Annotated in this window: 15 protein-coding genes; 11 read left to right on the top strand and 4 right to left on the bottom strand. The window is 35.8% G+C overall.

The genetic code is table 11. From position 1 onward, the window contains the following. Positions 1 to 23: 23 nt before the first annotated feature. From gloA2 to aspA, 3 genes are all read left to right on the top strand, one after another. Complete coding sequence (gene gloA2, locus AC3WTI_RS25805) at positions 24 to 410, top strand: SMU1112c/YaeR family gloxylase I-like metalloprotein (protein WP_087955454.1); 387 nt, start codon at positions 24 to 26, stop codon at positions 408 to 410. 106 nt (positions 411 to 516) lie between these two features. Then, positions 517 to 1,815: a hemolysin family protein gene (locus tag AC3WTI_RS25800; protein ID WP_087955453.1), complete on the top strand. Its 1,299-nt coding sequence runs from the start codon at positions 517 to 519 to the stop codon at positions 1,813 to 1,815. A gap of 172 nt (positions 1,816 to 1,987) precedes the next feature. Beyond that, positions 1,988 to 3,421, top strand: coding sequence for an aspartate ammonia-lyase (aspA, locus tag AC3WTI_RS25795; protein WP_087955452.1), 1,434 nt, complete (start codon positions 1,988 to 1,990; stop codon positions 3,419 to 3,421). A 39-nt stretch (positions 3,422 to 3,460) separates the two neighbouring features. Here aspA and AC3WTI_RS25790 read toward each other — a convergent pair whose 3' ends face one another. Further along, complete coding sequence (locus AC3WTI_RS25790; protein WP_087955451.1) at positions 3,461 to 5,080, bottom strand: L-lactate permease; 1,620 nt, start codon at positions 5,078 to 5,080, stop codon at positions 3,461 to 3,463. An 821-nt stretch (positions 5,081 to 5,901) separates the two neighbouring features. On the opposite strand from AC3WTI_RS25790, the gene AC3WTI_RS25785 reads away from it, so the two are divergent. Next, positions 5,902 to 6,189 (top strand): ArsR/SmtB family transcription factor, encoded by a 288-nt coding sequence (locus tag AC3WTI_RS25785; protein WP_000081429.1) that lies wholly within the window; start codon positions 5,902 to 5,904, stop codon positions 6,187 to 6,189. 191 nt (positions 6,190 to 6,380) lie between these two features. Further along, entirely contained in the window at positions 6,381 to 6,560 is a 180-nt protein-coding gene (locus AC3WTI_RS25780) for an acid-soluble spore protein H (protein WP_087955450.1), read from the top strand. 40 nt (positions 6,561 to 6,600) lie between these two features. On the opposite strand, the gene AC3WTI_RS25775 is transcribed toward AC3WTI_RS25780, so the two are convergent. Next, positions 6,601 to 7,986 (bottom strand): peptide MFS transporter, encoded by a 1,386-nt coding sequence (locus AC3WTI_RS25775; protein WP_087955449.1) that lies wholly within the window; start codon positions 7,984 to 7,986, stop codon positions 6,601 to 6,603. Between the two features lie 381 nt (positions 7,987 to 8,367). Next, positions 8,368 to 9,333, bottom strand: a complete 966-nt coding sequence (locus AC3WTI_RS25770) for an ABC transporter substrate-binding protein (RefSeq protein WP_087955448.1) — start codon at positions 9,331 to 9,333, stop codon at positions 8,368 to 8,370. Between the two features lie 162 nt (positions 9,334 to 9,495). Here AC3WTI_RS25770 and AC3WTI_RS25765 point away from each other — a divergent pair, with 162 nt between their 5' ends. Genes AC3WTI_RS25765 through AC3WTI_RS25755 form a run of 3 tightly spaced genes read left to right on the top strand, consistent with a single transcriptional unit; the run spans position 9,496 to position 12,389 of the window. Continuing rightward, positions 9,496 to 10,500, top strand: a complete 1,005-nt coding sequence (locus AC3WTI_RS25765) for a FecCD family ABC transporter permease (RefSeq protein WP_097840608.1) — start codon at positions 9,496 to 9,498, stop codon at positions 10,498 to 10,500. Continuing rightward, a complete protein-coding gene (locus tag AC3WTI_RS25760; protein WP_087955446.1) occupies positions 10,497 to 11,555 on the top strand; it encodes a FecCD family ABC transporter permease in 1,059 nt (352 codons plus the stop codon). Before AC3WTI_RS25765 ends, AC3WTI_RS25760 begins: the two co-directional genes overlap by 4 nt. Positions 11,556 to 11,567: 12 nt before the next feature. Then, positions 11,568 to 12,389, top strand: a complete 822-nt coding sequence (locus tag AC3WTI_RS25755) for an ABC transporter ATP-binding protein (RefSeq protein WP_087955445.1) — start codon at positions 11,568 to 11,570, stop codon at positions 12,387 to 12,389. A 31-nt stretch (positions 12,390 to 12,420) separates the two neighbouring features. Here the strand turns inward: AC3WTI_RS25755 and AC3WTI_RS25750 are convergent, their stop codons facing one another. Then, entirely contained in the window at positions 12,421 to 13,152 is a 732-nt protein-coding gene (locus AC3WTI_RS25750; RefSeq protein WP_097840607.1) for a class I SAM-dependent methyltransferase, read from the bottom strand. Positions 13,153 to 13,364: 212 nt separating this feature from the next. Between AC3WTI_RS25750 and AC3WTI_RS25745 the strand changes: the two genes are divergently transcribed. From AC3WTI_RS25745 to AC3WTI_RS25735, 3 genes are read left to right on the top strand one after another with little or no spacing between them, the layout of a single operon-like run. Next, the gene (locus tag AC3WTI_RS25745) at positions 13,365 to 14,555 is read left to right on the top strand and encodes a glycine C-acetyltransferase (RefSeq protein ID WP_000095906.1); all 1,191 of its coding nucleotides are present in this window, start codon (positions 13,365 to 13,367) and stop codon (positions 14,553 to 14,555) included. A 44-nt stretch (positions 14,556 to 14,599) separates the two neighbouring features. Beyond that, positions 14,600 to 15,565 (top strand): L-threonine 3-dehydrogenase, encoded by a 966-nt coding sequence (locus tag AC3WTI_RS25740; protein ID WP_144488460.1) that lies wholly within the window; start codon positions 14,600 to 14,602, stop codon positions 15,563 to 15,565. A gap of 54 nt (positions 15,566 to 15,619) precedes the next feature. Beyond that, positions 15,620 to 16,042, top strand: coding sequence for an NUDIX hydrolase (locus AC3WTI_RS25735; RefSeq protein WP_087955442.1), 423 nt, complete (start codon positions 15,620 to 15,622; stop codon positions 16,040 to 16,042). The last annotated feature ends 1 nt before the right edge of the window (position 16,043 follow it).

Below are 16,043 nucleotides of genomic sequence, written 5' to 3'. Positions count from 1 at the left end.
GTAAAGAAAGGAATAGAGAGAACATGAATATATGTGGAGTGCATCACGTTGCAATTATTTGTTCGAATTATGAACTGTCAAAGAATTTTTATACTCGAATATTAGGTTTTAAAGCGATAAATGAAGTATATAGAAAAGAACGAGATTCTTATAAGTTAGATTTATGTGTAGGGAGAGAGTATCAAATTGAATTATTTTCATTTCCAAGTCCGCCTAATCGCCCAAGCTTCCCAGAAGCGGTTGGTCTTAGACATTTAGCATTTGCTGTTACAAATATTGAAGAGGCTGTGAAACATTTAAAGCAATTTGGTGTTGAGACTGAGTTGATACGTATCGATGAAATAACCGGAAAAAAATTCGTCTTTTTCCAAGACCCTGACGGTTTACCGTTAGAATTGTATGAGGTTTGAAATTGGTGAATTTTATATAGGGTTGCTTTTGCGTAAATGAAGAAACTAAAGTGAAACTTCTTTTTAAAGGAGGTGTAACTTTAGCTAAGAAAGCTAAAGGGTATATGTGGATATTATAAAATTATTGATGGTGGCCATCCTTATTGCATTAACAGGTTTTTTTGTAGCTGTTGAGTTTGCAATTATTAAGGTGCGTAGCAGTCGTATTGACCAACTCGTTAGTGAAAAACGACGTGGAGCATTGGCAGCTAAAAAAGTAACTTCAAATTTAGATGAGTATTTATCAGCATGTCAGTTAGGTATTACAATTACTGCTTTAGGGCTTGGGTGGTTAGGCGAACCGACTATAAAACATTTACTCGAGCCGTTGTTTTTAAAACTACACTTTTCTCCTGCAATTGCAAGTACCGTTTCATTTATTATTGCCTTTGCAGTGATTACGTTTTTACATGTTGTCATTGGTGAGCTTGCTCCGAAGACGCTTGCTATACAAAGGGCAGAGCAAGTTAGCTTATTATTATCGAAGCCAATTATTTATTTTTACCGAGTAATGTATCCGTTTATTTGGGCTTTAAATGGTTCAGCAAGGCTTGTAACAGGTTTATTCGGATTACATCCGGCTTCTGAACATGAAGTAGCTCATTCGGAGGAAGAATTACGATTAATCTTATCTGAGAGTTATGAGAGCGGAGAGATTAATCAAAGGGAATTTAAATATGTAAATAACATCTTTGAATTTGATAATAGAGTCGCAAAGGAAATAATGGTACCCCGTACGGAAGTTGTAGGTTTATATGAGGACGAACTATTTGAAACACATATTAAAATAATCGCACAAGAAAAATATACGAGGTATCCCGTATTTGGTGAAGATAAAGATGAAATTATTGGGATGGTTAATGTAAAGGATTTATTTATTCGTTATATGGATGGTAATCGAGATGAGGAGTGCTCGATTACGCCATATACAAGGCCAGTTATTGAAGTACTAGAAAATATTCCTATACATGATTTGCTCCTACAAATGCAAAGAAGACGAATCCCATTAGCTGTATTATATGATGAATATGGTGGTACAGCGGGGATTGTTACATTAGAAGATATTTTAGAAGAAATTGTTGGAGAAATCCGAGATGAATACGATGAAGACGAGCACCCACCTATAGAGCATATAAGTGAAGGGTGTAAAATCGTAGAGGGAAAAGTGCTTATTAGTGAAGTAAATGATTTATTTGGCATACACTTAATCGCTGATGATGTAGATACAATTGGTGGCTGGATTATGGTACAAAAGCAAATCGTCGCTGAAGGAGATGTTATTGAAAAATCCGGCTTTTCTTTTAAAGTTCTTGAAAAGGATATGCATCAAATTAAACGAGTGGAAATAAAGAAGGTAGAAGAATGATTTTCTATATTTTTTTATAAAAGGTATATATAGAAAAATAAATGTTTGCGCTTTCAAAAAAGGTGCTATATAGTGAAGGTGGATACTGAAAAATTCTTCTGCATGATACTCGTATTTTTATAGGGCGAATTTTTCAGATAAGGATTTAGAATGAAAAGTATAGGTGATAAAAATGATAGCAACGAAGGATATACGTATAGAAAAAGACTTTTTAGGTGAAAAGGAAGTACCAAGTGTAGCTTATTATGGCGTACAAACATTACGTGCTGTAGAAAACTTCCCGATTACAGGATATCGCATTCATCCGTCACTCATTACGGCAATGGCAATTGTGAAAAAAGCGGCGGCACTTGCAAATATGGATACTGGTTACTTAGCGAAAGACATTGGACATGAAATTGCAGAGGCAGCACAAGAAATTGTTGACGGGAAATTCCATGATCAATTTATCGTAGATCCAATCCAAGGCGGTGCTGGTACTTCTATTAATATGAATACAAATGAAGTAATCGCTAATCGAGCGTTAGAACGTATGGGACATGAAAAAGGTGAGTATGCAAAGGTTAGTCCAAACACGCATGTGAATATGGCTCAATCAACGAATGATGCGTTTCCAACGGGAATTCATATTGCAACTCTTATGATGTTAGAAGAACTTCTTATTACAATGGAAGAACTTCATGCAGCTTTCCGTGCAAAAGCAAAAGAGTTCGATCACGTTATTAAAATGGGACGTACACATTTACAAGATGCTGTTCCGATTCGTCTTGGACAAGAATTCGAAGCGTATAGCCGCGTGCTTGAGCGTGATATAAAGAGAATTAAACAGTCTCGCCAACATTTATATGAAGTGAACATGGGGGCGACAGCTGTTGGTACGGGATTAAATGCAAATCCTATGTACATTGAACAAGTGGTTAAACACTTGAGAACGTTTAGCGGATTCCCACTTGTTGGTGCAGAGCATTTAGTTGATGCAACGCAAAACACAGATGCATACACAGAAGTATCTGCGGCATTAAAAGTATGTATGATGAATATGTCTAAAATTGCGAATGACCTTCGTATTATGGCATCTGGTCCACGTGTTGGATTGGCGGAAATTCAATTGCCAGCTCGTCAACCAGGTTCATCTATTATGCCAGGGAAAGTAAACCCTGTTATGGCAGAAGTAATCAATCAAGTTGCTTTCCAAGTAATTGGTAATGATCATACAATTTGTTTAGCATCAGAAGCAGGACAATTAGAGTTAAACGTAATGGAGCCTGTACTCGTATTTAATTTAATTCAATCTATTAGTATTATGAATAACGGATTCCGTGTATTCCGTGAATATTGTATTAAAGGAATTACAGCAAATGAAGAATTACTGAAGCAATATGTTGAGAAAAGTGTTGGAATTATTACAGCAGTTAACCCTCATATTGGTTACGAAGCAGCATCTCGTATTGCACGTGAAGCAATTGAAACAGGAAAATCTGTTAGGGAGTTATGTTTAGAACATGGTGTACTGACAGAAGAAGAATTGGATATTATTTTAGATCCATTCGAAATGACACACCCTGAAATTGCCGGTGCTTCTTTATTAAAGAATAAGAAGATGTAATGTGAAAAACCCCGATCCACTTGGATCGGGGTTTTATTTTTAAAAGATATTAAATACAGCGTTTAACTGAAGTAAGCTAATGATAGCTAAGAAGATTAAACTATATTTCATTGCTGTTTTAAATAGGACAGATTCTTTACCAACTAGTCCAACTGCTGCACAAGCAACTGCTACAGATTGTGGTGAAACCATTTTTGCCATTGTACCACCTACTACGTTTAATGCAACAAGAGTAGAAGGAACGATGTTTAATTGATCTGCAGTTACTGCTTGAAGCGGTGCAAATAATGAACCACTTGATACCACTGATCCTGTAATGAATACGCCAATCCATCCTAAGATTGGAGAAAGAACAGGGAATGCATTACCAGTAGAAGAGAATGCAAGTCCAAGTGTAGATGACATACCAGAGTAGTTTTCTACGTAAGCTAAAGCGATAACGCTACAGATTGTATATACTGGAGCTTTTAGTTCTTTTATTGTTTCAACCATTAATTCTTTAACCATTTTCCCTTTTACGCGGTATACGATAAGTGAAACGATAATTGCTAATACGATTGCAGTAGTTGTAGATGAGAATACATCAAACTTGAAAACAGCTGCGAAAGGTGTATCAGCTTTTGTAATTGGAGTAGTTTTCATAACAGCATTATGAAGACCAGGGAACTGAATGTTAAATACTAAGTTTGCTAGTGCGCCGTCTGGAGCAAATAAAGCTTTAATTGGTTTTAAATTAAAGATTGTTACGAATGCAGTTAAGAATACGAATGGAGACCAAGCATATAGAATTTGATTGAATGTATGAGCTTCTTTCTCTTCTTGTTTTTCTTCTTTAGTAGAAGATTTTGGCTGCCAAACACGTAAGAATAATGCAAGAGAGACCATACTTACAACGGCTGCGAAAATATTAGTAAGTTCTGCACCTAAGAAATAAGTTACGACGAACTGAGTAATTGCGAAAGAAATACCACTTACAAGAATACCTTGCCAAGTTTCTTTAATACCTTTAATTCCATCGACCATTGAAACAAGTAGGAAAGGTAAAACAATACTAATGAATGGTAAAATAAGAACAGTTTGACGACCGATAGTTAATGCGTCTAGTTCAGTTAATTGTGCTGGTACTGTAACAGGGATACCCATAGCACCCATAGCACCACCAGCGATGTTTGCTACTAAACAAATACCTGCTGCTTTTAATGGATTAAAGCCCATACCTACAAGTAATGCAGCTGTAATAGCAACTGGAACCCCTAGCCCAGCTGCGCCTTCTAAGAAAGCACCGAAAGAATAAGCGATTAATAATACTTGTAAACGTTGGTCATTTGTAATGCTTGAAATACTATCACGAATGACATTGAATTGCTCTGTTTTAACAGTTAATTTATAAAGGAAAATTGCTGCGATAACGATAGTACAAATTGGATAAAATCCAGATAAAACACCGAATCCGGCAGATGCTACAGCTACTGTTGCTGGCATTTTATAAACGAATATAGCAAGAATAATAGCGACGATCACACTGTAAAGACCAGCGATATAACTTTTCATTTTCAGTCCCATTAAACAAATGATGAAGCAGAAAATTGGAAGTGCTGCGATTAGTGCAGATAACCAAATATTGTTTAATGGGTCATAAATTTGTGTCCAAGTACTCATAATAATGACAACTCCTATCTATTTTATGTGAAGAAATTCACATTATTTGTGAAACTATTCACAATCAACTTACATGCTTAGTATATTCTCCTTCAACACTATTGTCAACGTAAAAAAGTATAATTATTCCATAATAGTGTTAAAAGAAATACTTTGTTCATAAAGTAGACAAAAAGCCCGCTCAAATGGATTTGAGCGGGCTAGATAAATTATTTACATATTCTTTTCTTTGATTATTCATCCTACAGTCTATAGTAGAGGCTATCTTTGCACCGAATATGAGAGAGTGTAGAAGTATGTAATATTTGCTAGGGTGGTACAGCTTGTCTCATTTGGTTAATTCAGAAAGGGGACAGTAAATGTATTTAATAGGAAGTATTCCGTCACAGTTCAAGCTATTAAATAAGGATGAAAAAGCAATAAGTTAATTTTTAATGTTAAGGTATCTTTTTTTACTGAAAATTCCTTTTAGTGTAACAAAGAGGTTAAATATACTCCAACTACTTTACGAAAGGTTATCAATTATAGATGGTATTTTACGATATCATTACTGCACGTTGCAATGAGGTGAAAATATAACAAAAAGCCTGATAAAACAACGTTTGCAAGCAAAGTATTTGCAGCCCGCTATTTTGCTTTTTCGTTATATCATATAGTATAATATTCAAAATCAGCAAGGAATTTTTCCTGAGTTCTTTGTTGGTTAAGATGGAAAAAATTTTCGGCTTTATAAGTTGATAAAGTTATGTCGTAACAGGAAATATAAGAACAGATATATAAATAAATAAAAAGAAAATAAAAACGAAAATGAGGGGAACTTTATGAGCCAAAATCAATTCGAATGTCGTATTTCAGAAGAAGATGTACAAATGTTAAGAGCGTTAGCGCATCCGTTGCGTTTACGCCTAGTAATGGAACTAATGCAACGAGGAACTTGTAATGTAACACAATTACAGGAAGTATTAGAAATTCCGCAATCAACGGTTTCACAACATTTAACGAAATTAAAACAAAATAAAGTAGTGCGCTTTGAAAGACGAGGACTAGAAGTGTATTATCAAATTCATAATGATAAAGTAAGTGAAGTTGTAAAAACATTATTTTCTTAAAATTTGAATATTATGGAAAAAGACGTGTGGGATATACGTCTTTTTTTATTTGTCAGAAAGGTAATAGGAGAGAAAATATTAGCATGTAAGGAAGAAAAGGCTATCAATTAACATGCTGCTAGATGGAATATATTCTAAAGGGAAAAGAAAAGATAGAAAGGAGTGTAGTAAGGAAAAGGAGGAATAGTAGTATGGATGTAAAACGTGTGAAACAAATCTTATCTTCTTCAAGTAGAATTGACGTTACATATGAGGGCGTACCAGTATGGATTGAGAGCTGCGACGAGCAGAGTGGAGTTGCTCAAGTGTATGATGTATCTAATCCCGGAGAAAGCGTTCGCGTGAACGTGACGGCTTTAGAGGAGAAGTAATAGAAAAGACGCTTCTAATTTTAGAAGCGTCTTTTTTGTGTTATTCCATCATACTTGCAACTTTTTTAGAGCAGAGAAGAAGTACAAACCCTAAGACGATAACAATAATACCGATACTTGCAAATACTTCAAGATAGCCTAATGATTGTGTAAAGGAAGCAAGTTTACCAGCTAACCAGTTAGCCATACCTGAACCAGCTAACCATACTCCCATTAGTAATGATGCTAATTTAACAGGTGCAATTGCACTTACCATTGATAGACCGATTGGTGATAAGAATAGTTCGCCAATTGTATGGAACATATAAGTGATAACGATGAATAATAAGTTTGCTTTAACAGTTATATCAGCTTCACTACTTCCAGTTTTTAGAACCGCTAATGTTAAAACAAGGTAACCTATACCTAGTAAAATCATACCAAATGCCATTTTTGTTGGTATTTTTAAATCGCCACGCTTTGATTTAGAAAGTTTTAACCATAGCATAGATACGAATGGTGCAAGGAGTACGATGAACGCTGGATTAACGGATTGGAACCAAGATGTTGGAACTTCCCATCCAAAAATTGTACGATCAACAAATTTATCTGTATAAAGTGTTAAAGAACTACCAGCTTGTTCAAAGCCTGCCCAGAAGAATACTACGAAACAAGTTAAAATTACAATTGCCCAAGTGCGATTTTTTTCTTGTTTTGTTAAAGGTTTCTTTTCGATTGCAGGTTGATTTTTTGTTTTTTTACCAACAACTGTTGTTCCTGCTGTACCAAGGTAGCGAGGAGCTAATAAGTTGAAAACAATTTGTCCAATAATCATACCGATACAAGCTGCTAAGAATCCGTATTTATATCCCATAACCATAACGCCATCAACGCTTGTTTTAAAGAAATCTTCTGCTAAAAATCCACAAATAAGTGGAGCGAAGAAAGCACCTACGTTAATACCCATATAGAAGATAGTAAATGCACTGTCACGACGTGAATCATTTTCACCATACAATTCACCTAACAGTGTAGAAATATTTGGTTTGAAGAATCCATTACCAATAACTAATAGTATTAATCCTAGAAATAGTCCTGTTTTTGTATTCATTGAGAATAGTACAAAGTTGCCGATTGCCATAATAATTCCGCCGAGGGTAATGGCATGACGTCTTGTAATATAATGATCCGTTAGCCATCCACCTATAATTGGCATGAAATATACTGCTGCTGTAAAAGTACCATATAATTGCACTGCAAACGCCTTATCAAATCCTAACCCGCCACTAACCGCAGCAGTCGTTAAATAAAGAACTAAAAGGCCGCGCATTCCATAATAACTAAATCTTTCCCACATTTCTGTTAAGAACAACAAGTACAATCCTGGTGGATGTTTTTTTGGTGATTGTTGCTCTCCAGCTTTGTCTAATTTTAAAGCTGCATCCATTTTTGTTTCCCCCTAATCCTGTATAACGGATATTTATGTAATCATTTTAATTTACAAAATATTTAGAAGTCAATAGAATTATATGGAAATAGAAAGAAAATTCCTAAAAAAGTTCTATTTCACTTCGACCGTTATTGTATTTTGCCCTGAAAACGAGATGATAAGCGTTTTCAAATGTAATAATTGAATTCTAAAAGAAAATAAAATAGTGATTAATCAGAAAATTTAGATTAAAATATTTATTCTGATATAAAGAAAATATATTCTATTTACTTTTATAATATAACATATTGGGAATAAAAATACAAAACGAAATAATGTGACATTTAAGTGAATTGAAAAATAACCAGCTCCATAGAAGGGGAGCTGGTTAGAAAAATGTTATTTAACAAAGCGTTTTTCGATATCATCTAAGAGTAGGTTAGCAGCCATTACACCACCAGCTGTATTCCAAATAACGTCATCAACTTTGTATGCTTTACCGTTTTTCACTGCATTTAAATTTTTAAATAGCGGATCGTTGATATATTCTTTTTCTAATTCAGAGCCTTTTTTCTCATTTCCTTTATCGAATGTGAAGTAGAATAATACATCGCCATCCATTGCAGAAATACGTTCTTTAGATACGTTACGCTCTGCGAAGTCATCTTTATTTTGATCACCAGGACGTTTAAATCCAAGTTCTTTTAAAATAACACCAGAGAATGTATCACCGTGATAAATACGAACATCACCAGGCATGAAGCGAACCATAGAGATTTCTTGATTTACTTTATCGCCTAGTTTGGCTTTTAATTCTTTCATACTTTTATCGTAATCAGCTAAAACCTTTTGACCTTCTTTTTCTTTATTTAATGCTTTTGCATAAAATTTGAAGTTATCTTTCCATTCACCACGTAGCGTTTCAGAGAACACAGTAGGTGCAATTGCTGTTAGTTGCTCGTACACTTTTTCGTGACGCATTTTGTTACCGATAATTAAGTCTGGTTTTAAAGAGGCGATTGTTTCTACGTTCACTTGTCCTTCATCACCAACAACTTTTACATCTTTCATTTTATCTTTAATATGTGGATACCATGGATCACCAGTCCAAGATTTTACAGCCCCAACTGGTTTCACACCTAGTTCAAGTAAAGCTTCAGTTCCTTCGTTTGTTAAAATAACTACACGTTTTGGGTTAGCAGGAACTTCTGTTTTACCCATTGCATGTTCCACCGTAATCATTTCTTTTTTCGTATTTTCTTTTGTTTCTTCTTTCGTATTTGATTTTCCACAAGCACTTAAAAGTAATGAAAAGGCTAGTAAAAATACAAATACTGTAAACGATTTCTTTTGAGTCAATTTCATTATGTACCCCCTACATACTGAGAAGTTTTTTCGATAGCAAGGATGATAGTAATACTTCATGGCCTAATTGTCAATGAAAATAATTCTCATTACCGTTGACAATGCGAATTAAGTTGAAATACACTTACAACGTATCAATATACATTGAAGGGGAAACGCTGCATGTTATTAAAAACAAATCAAGCAAAATGGATTGGATTATTTGTTGGAATCATTGCAGTCATTATTTGTATTTGGGGAAGTATTATTTTCGGATATACAAATACGAGTGGGAAATTAGCGTTAGATGCTTTTTTCCATTTTAATGGTTCCAATGAACATATTATTATTCAAAATGTGCGTCTACCAAGGGCGTTAATTGCAGCTAGTGTTGGTGCTAGTTTAGCCATTGCTGGTTGTCTTATGCAAACTTTAACGAAGAATCCACTTGCTTCTCCAGATTTTATTGGATTAAATTCAGGTGCTGCTTTCTTCATAGTTGTAGCAATTGTTATTTTTTCAGTGACATCATTATCAGCTTTCACGTGGATTGCCTTTTTAGGAGCAGCAATTGCAGCTGTACTTGTATTCGCTTCTAGCTCTTTAGGAAAAGAAGGGACAACGCCACTTAAGCTGACATTAGCAGGGGTCGCAATTAGTGCGTTATTTTCATCATTAACACAAGGGCTACTTGTTTTAAATGAAAAGGCGCTTGAAGAGGTATTATTTTGGCTTGCCGGGTCTGTGCAAGGAAGAAAGTTAGAAATTTTACAATCAGTATTCCCTTATTTATTAGTGGGCTGGATCGCATCTCTTATGATAGCAGGAAAAGTAAATACATTAATGATGGGAGAAGACGTTGCAAAAGGGCTTGGACAACGAACGATTTTAATGAAATCATTCGTATTACTTATTATTGTCCTGCTGTCTGGTGGTTCAGTTGCGGTCGCAGGTCCAATTGGATTTATTGGTATTGTTATCCCGCATTTTTCCAGATTTCTAGTTGGAGTAGATCATAGGTGGAGAGTACCGTATAGCGGCTTGTTAGGTGCGATACTATTAATCTTAGCAGATATAGCTGCAAGATATGTCATCATGCCACAAGAAGTACCAGTAGGGGTTATGACGGCATTTATCGGGGCCCCATTCTTTATTTATATTGCACGTAAGAGAGGGCTTAGCAAATGAAGAAGTATATTCCGTTTCGTATAGGAAAAGGCAGGCTCTCGTTTTTAATGTATAAACGAGCTTGTCTCGTCTTATTCAGTTTACTAGTTGTTTTAATAGGATTATTTTTTGCGAGTGCAGGTATGGGAGATATGAAAATTGCTCCTTATGATGTATGGCAAGCGATTACTGGAAATGGCGATGCGATGTCAAATATGGTTGTAAATAAGTTTCGTATGCCGCGTATTTTGATTGCTATCCTTGTAGGAATCGCACTTGCTGTAGCAGGATGTATTTTACAAGGTCTTGTTCGAAATCCACTTGCTTCCCCTGATATTATCGGGATTACGGGCGGGGCAAGTGTTGCAGTTGTCTTATTTTTAGCTATATTTAGTGATAAAAATAATGCGCTAACCGTAAGCATTCATTATATGCCGTTAGCAGCCTTTGCTGGGGCAACGATTGTAGCGCTTTTTGTATATTTATTTGCATGGAGAAATGATGGGTTATCACCAATTAGTCTTGTTTTAATTGGTGTTGGGTTTTGGGCATTAACGAAAGCGGCAACGACTTTGTTTATGTTGCTTGCGCCAATTTATCAAGCGAGTCAAGCAAATATATGGATTACAGGTACTGTGTACGGTTCTTCATGGCAAAACGTCATGGTACTTGCGCCGTGGGTTCTTATTTTAACAGTAGTATCATTTATAGCTGCTAGACATTTAAATGCGCAAGAGCTAGGGGATGATATTGCGGTAGGACTTGGTGTTCCTTTAACGAAGTCACGCGTATTCATGTTATTACTTAGTACAGCTTTAATTGGTGGCGCAGTTGCCTTTGCCGGAGGAATTGGATTTGTCGGCTTAATGGCGCCTCATATTTCACGAAGACTAGTTGGTTCTTTATACGGTGCATTACTCCCAGTTGCGGCGATTGTTGGTGCAATTTTAGTACTTGCTGCAGATTTAATTGGGCGTACAGTTTTCACACCACTTGAAATTCCAGCAGGGGTATTTACATCAGCAATTGGTGCACCTTATTTTATTTATTTACTTTATAAAAGTCGGAATTCATAAAGGGAGATGAATATGCAAAAAGCATTGGAGACGAAACGTTTGACGTTGTCTTATGATGAAACAATTATTATTGATGAGTTGAATTTAGAGATTCCAAAAGGCGAAATTACAATCTTTATCGGTTCTAACGGTTGCGGGAAATCAACTTTATTACGTTCACTAGCTAGATTATTAAAGCCAACAACTGGTGACATTTTATTAGATAATCAAGCCATTCAAAATATGCAAACGAAGCAAATTGCTCGTCAAATGGCAATTTTACCGCAAGGACCGCAAGCGCCAGAAGGGCTTACAGTATTGCAACTTGTAAAGCAAGGGCGTTATCCATATCAAACATGGCTGAAACAATGGTCAGAAAAAGATGAGGAAATGGTACAAAAAGCACTTGCTGCAACAGGTATGACAGAATTTGCTGAGCGTGATGTGCATGCTCTTTCAGGTGGACAACGTCAACGTGCTTGGATTGCAATGACGCTTGCACAAGATACAGATATTATTTTACTGGATGAGCCTACTACATATTTAGATATGACTCACCAAATTGAAGTGTTAGATTTATTATTTGAATTAAATGAAACAGAACAAAGAACAATTGTTATGGTATTACATGATTTAAATTTAGCATGCCGTTATGCAGACAACATTGTAGCCATTCAAGATAAACAAATATATGCACAAGGTAAGCCGGAAGAAGTAGTAGATGAGAAGCTAGTACGTGATGTATTCCGAATGGAATGTCAAATCAGTACGGATCCGTTATTTGGGACGCCACTTTGTATTCCTCATGGAAAAGGAAGACGTGTACGTAAAGAGGTTGCTCAAGTAATGAGATAATGAAAAAGACGATGAGGATTCATCGTCTTTTTTATTTTCGGCAAGAGAATAAGAGAAAGAGGGGAATTCGTAACCGACGTTCATATTCTTCTTCAATCTGAAAATAAGTTTGATTTGGTGTAGCTTCTTTTAAGTTTGTAACCGTAAATCCAGCTTGTTGTAACAATGTGAAATACTCTTCCGTTGTACGATGATATTTAATAACTTCTTGATCAATCCAAGGTTCAACGCGTTTTCCCGTTTTAAAATAATCATCGACGAGCCAGCTCGTTCTTTTTCCGCTCGTTTGCAAGCTTTCAAATGAAGAAGTAATAATAGGGTGTTGAACGCTAAAGGTAAAGGTTCCGTTTATTTTTAAAGTTTGAAACACGTTTTGAAAAATGATAGGAAGATGTTCAATATAATGTAAGGCGAGTCTAGATGTTACTAAGTCAAAAGTAGCAGGAGGGTATGTGTAGTCTTTGAGGTTTAAAAAATGGACGGTCCCATTTTTATTTTCTAGTTGTTTTTTAGCTTTTTCATACATAAGTTCAGAGCCTTCAATACCAGTGTAAGAGTGGCAGTCTTTTTCTAATAATTCCTTGCCGAATTTTGCGTCACCGCAGCCTAAATCGAGGATTTTCTTTCCTTTCACATCACCAATGAGTTGAAAGAAGGCTGGTTTTTCAAGTGATTCATTTGGGCTATTTTCTCGGTATCTTCGTTTCATATATTGTTTAAAAAATGCTTCGTTATTATATACATCAGATTCAGTAAATGCCATGATTGAAGCCCCCTTAAATATTTTTTTATTCTACCAAATATGAAAAGTAAATGATAGATTTCTTGTAATGAATCATATATAATCTAGAATTGTAAGCGGTTACTTTAAGCTATTTTTCTATAATAAATTCTGAAAACGTGTTAAGCTAGTAGAGGGATTATTAGAACTATTAAGACAATAATTCGCTTACATGAACGATGGGAGGCTTCACAATGTCTAGTAAAACACTTGCAAAATTTTTAGAAGAAAATTTAGAGGATTTAAAATCAAAGGGGCTTTATAACGTAATTGATCCGCTTGAGAGTTCAAATGGACCGATCATTACAATTGGCGGAAAAGAATATATTAACTTATCTTCAAACAACTATCTTGGATTAGCAACAGATAGCCGTTTGCAAGAAGCAGCAATTGGTGCTATTCATAAGTACGGTGTTGGAGCAGGGGCTGTTCGTACAATTAACGGTACTTTAGATTTGCATATTAAATTAGAAGAAACAATTGCAAAGTTTAAACATACAGAAGCAGCAATTGCTTACCAATCAGGATTTAACTGTAATATGGCAGCGATTTCAGCCGTTATGGATAAAAATGATGCGATTCTTTCAGACGAATTAAACCATGCTTCTATTATTGATGGTAGTCGTTTATCAAAAGCAAAAATTATTGTTTATAAACATTCGGATATGGAAGATTTACGCCAAAAAGCAATCGCAGCGAAAGAATCAGGTCTTTACAATAAATTAATGGTAATTACAGACGGTGTCTTCTCAATGGATGGAGATGTTGCGAAATTACCAGAAATTGTTGAGATTGCAGAAGAATTAGATTTAATGACATATGTAGACGATGCACACGGTTCAGGTGTACTTGGAAAAGGTGCAGGAACTGTAAAGCATTTCGGTCTATCTGATAAAGTTGATTTCCAAATTGGTACATTATCAAAAGCAATTGGGGTAATTGGTGGATATGTAGCAGGGAAACAAAACTTAATTGACTGGTTAAAAGTTCGTTCACGTCCATTCTTATTCTCTACAGCATTAACACCAGCTGATGCAGCTGCATGTATGCGATCAATTGAAATTTTAATGGAAAGCACAGAGTTGCACGATCGTTTATGGGAAAATGGTCGTTATTTAAAACAAGGGTTAAAAGAACTTGGCTTTAACATTGGAGAAAGTGAAACGCCAATTACACCTTGTATTATTGGTGACGAAGTGTTAACACAAGAATTTAGTAAACGTCTAAATGAAGAAGGCGTATATGCAAAATCTATCGTGTTCCCAACTGTAGCTAAAGGAACAGGACGCGTTCGTAATATGCCTACAGCAGCTCATACGAAAGAAATGTTAGATGAAGCAATTCGTAAGTATGAAAAAGTAGGGAAAGAAATGGGCATCATTTAAGTAAGGGCATCTTTTGAATAGCTTGCAAATGAGGAGTGGGGAAAATGAAAAAAATTCTAGTAACCGGTTCTTTAGGGCAAATTGGTTCTGAACTAGTAATGAAACTTCGTGATGTATACGGTGCATCAAATGTTATTGCAACAGATATTCGTGAAACAGATAGTGAAGTAGTAACGTCTGGTCCATTTGAAACGTTAGATGTAACAGATGGACAAAAACTACATGATATCGCAAAGCGTAATGAAGTAGATACAATTATTCATTTAGCAGCTTTACTTTCAGCAACAGCAGAAAAAAATCCGTTATTTGCATGGAATTTAAATATGGGAGGACTTGTAAATGCATTAGAAGCAGCTCGTGAATTAAACTGTAAGTTTTTCACGCCAAGTTCTATCGGTGCATTCGGTCCATCAACGCCGAAAGATAATACGCCACAAGATACAATTCAGCGTCCTACTACGATGTATGGGGTAAACAAAGTAGCAGGAGAATTGTTATGTGATTATTATCATCAAAAATTTGGCGTTGATACGCGCGGTGTGCGTTTCCCAGGTTTAATTTCTTACGTAGCTCCTCCAGGAGGCGGAACAACTGACTATGCAGTTGAAATTTATTATGAGGCGATTAAAAAAGGCGCATACACCTCATACATTGCAGAAGGAACATACATGGATATGATGTATATGCCAGATGCTTTACAAGCGATCATTTCATTAATGGAAGCTGATCCAAGTAAACTTGTGCATAGAAACGCGTTCAATATTACAGCAATGAGCTTTGAGCCAGAGCAAATCGCAGCATCCATTCGTAAACACATTCCGACGTTTACAATGGATTACGCTGTAGATCCTGCTCGTCAAACAATCGCTGATAGCTGGCCGAACTCTATTGATGCAACAGCAGCAATGAACGAGTGGGGCTTTAAAGCAGAATACGATTTAGACAAAATGACAACGGACATGTTGGCTAAGTTAAAAAAAAAGCTCACAGCTGAGTTAGTGATGAATTAATAGGAAGGGTCGATTCTTAGGAATCGGCCCTTTTAATTGAAGGAGAAAAGCAACATGCAAAGAGTTGACGTCGTATATGCACTAATACATGATGAGGAAACAGATAAAATATTAATGGTACATAATGTAGAACAAAACGTTTGGTCATTGCCAGGCGGGGCTGTTGAAAAGAGTGAAACGTTAGGGGAAGCTCTAGTAAGGGAAGTAAAAGAAGAGACAGGTTTAACTGCCGTGGCAGGTGGACTTGTTGCAATCAATGAAAAATTCTTTGAAGAATCAGGGAATCATGCACTATTGTTTACATTCCGAGCAAATGTAGTAACAGGTGAACTTATTGCAGAAGATGAAGAAGAAATTTCTGCAATAGAGTGGGTGGATCAAAGGATCGCAAATGAACGATTCCCATTCTACGATGGAGGATTTGAGGCATTATTAGAAGTAGCCATTCCATACAAGTTTCAACCAGAAACAAAGTGAT

The organism is Bacillus sp. EB106-02-03-XG38 (assembly GCF_058792175.1).
This window is presented reverse-complemented; position numbering and strand designations above follow the sequence as displayed.